This is a genomic window from Nocardia sp. CY41, assembly GCF_009829325.1.
Classification (GTDB): domain Bacteria; phylum Actinomycetota; class Actinomycetes; order Mycobacteriales; family Mycobacteriaceae; genus Nocardia.
This window is the reverse complement of the sequence record NZ_VUOS01000107.1, coordinates 1-1,778: the sequence shown is the minus strand read 5'-3', so window position 1 is coordinate 1,778 and position 1,778 is coordinate 1. Positions and strand designations below refer to the sequence as shown.

General features: G+C 65.4%; 2 protein-coding genes. One reads left to right on the top strand and one right to left on the bottom strand.

The annotated features are described in order from the left end of the window. A partial coding sequence (locus GVY64_RS36865) for an IS3 family transposase (RefSeq protein ID WP_159851307.1) occupies positions 1–615 on the top strand: 615 nt, incomplete at its 5' end. Between the two features lie 31 nt (positions 616–646). Here the strand turns inward: GVY64_RS36865 and GVY64_RS36860 are convergent. Continuing rightward, positions 647–1,498 (bottom strand): IS5 family transposase, encoded by an 852-nt coding sequence (locus tag GVY64_RS36860; protein ID WP_159851305.1) that lies wholly within the window; start codon positions 1,496–1,498, stop codon positions 647–649. Positions 1,499–1,778 lie beyond the last annotated feature (280 nt).

Here is a 1,778-nt window from a genome sequence, read left to right as displayed (position 1 = left end):
GGACGTAGACAACGAACGACCGTCCCAGCGAAGAACGGTGTCCGTGCTGGTGACAAGCTCAACCGCGACTTCACCGCCGCGGCGCCGAACCACGTGTGGGTCGCCGACTTCACGTATGTGGCGACCTGGACCGGATGGGCGTATGTGGCGTTCGTGTTCGACGCCTACTCGCGTGCGATCGTCGGCTGGACCACCTCGGCCAGCAAAACGACCGCTCTGGTTTCCAAGGCCCTCAATATGGCCCTCTGGCGGCGCGATCACTACGGGCATCCGGTCGAGCCCGGTCTGATATTTCACACCGACGCCGGGTCTCAGTACACCTCGGTGAGGTTCACGGAATCACTTGCATTGCGAGGGCTCTCAGCATCGGTTGGTTCAGTGGGAGACGCCTATGACAATGCTCTGGCTGAGTCGATCATCGGTTTGTTCAAGACCGAAGTCGTCAACCGGAGTCGCCCGTTCAAGACCCACACCGAGGTCGAGTTCGCGGTCATGGAGTGGTGCGATTGGGGCAACAACGCACGCCTGCATTCCCGGCTGGACTACCTGACCCCGGCCGAGTTCGAGTCCGCCTACTACGCTCAGAACTCACCACGCCGACCGGCGCTGGTCTGAACACGAAGCCGGTCCCAAACCCGTGACGGTTTCAGACGGCGAGTTTGTCGAACCGGGTGGCCACGGCCCGATGCTGTTTGAGCTGGTTGATGCCGCGTTCGACAGCGTTGCGGTCACGGTAGATCACTGGATCGAACGCCGGCGCCCGCCCACAGGCCCGGCCGCGGTGCAGCCGGTTCGCGGCCTGATCAGACGGGACCGGGATCGTTGCTCTGATCCGGTGACGACGTAACCACTCCCGGTTACCGCGACTGGAATATGCCTTGTCGGCCAGCACCCGCACCGGCCGCACCCGCGCGCGTCCGCCTCCGAGTTTCGGCACCGCGATACCGTCCAACACCGCCGTGAACTGAGGACTGTCACCGGCCTGACCCGCGGTGACCAGCACCGACAACACCCGGCAGCCCTGCTCACACGCCAGATGCAGCTTGCTGGTCCACCCACCCCGAGAGCGCCCCAACCCGTGATCGGCCGGCTCGCGTTTACCAGGACCGGCTGGCGGTTCGGCCTGCCGGTCGCTGTCGCGGCGGGCACCAGCAGCGTGCTGGTGGGCCCGAGTGATCGTGGAGTCCACACTGACCTGCCAGTCGATCACCCCGGCCGCGTCGGCCAGCACCTGCAGCGATGTCACGATCGCCGCCCACGCGCCGGCTCGCTGCCAGCGTCGGAACAATCCGTAGACCGCTTGCCAGGACCCGTACTCGGCGGGAACGTCCCGCCACGGCACCCCGGCCCGGGTCCGCCACCGAATGCCGTCGATGAGCTGCCGTTTCGTCCACTTCGGCGGGCGTCCCGCCTTCTTCCCGCGAGGCAGCAACGGCTCCAACCGCGCCCACTGGGCATCGGTCAGATCCGCCCGCCCCGCCACCACTACGCTGGGCACGAGGTCTCCGGGACTATTCAGGTTTGCTTGGTCGCTAACCCGAAATACCGGAGACCTCACCCATATGCCAAAGCGGCCAACAACTTTCACCGAACATGCAGATGGGCGGCACCGCACAGCGGTGCCACCCATCACTTCACTTCGAGACAGAACCTAGGTGTTGTTGAGGACGAAATTTCCGGCGTCGAGCGGGTATCGCTGGGCGGCTCCGGGCATGAGGACCTCGAAGTCGATGCAGTCACGGGGTGGCGGTTCGTCCCCGCCCTGGGCCTGGACGGAG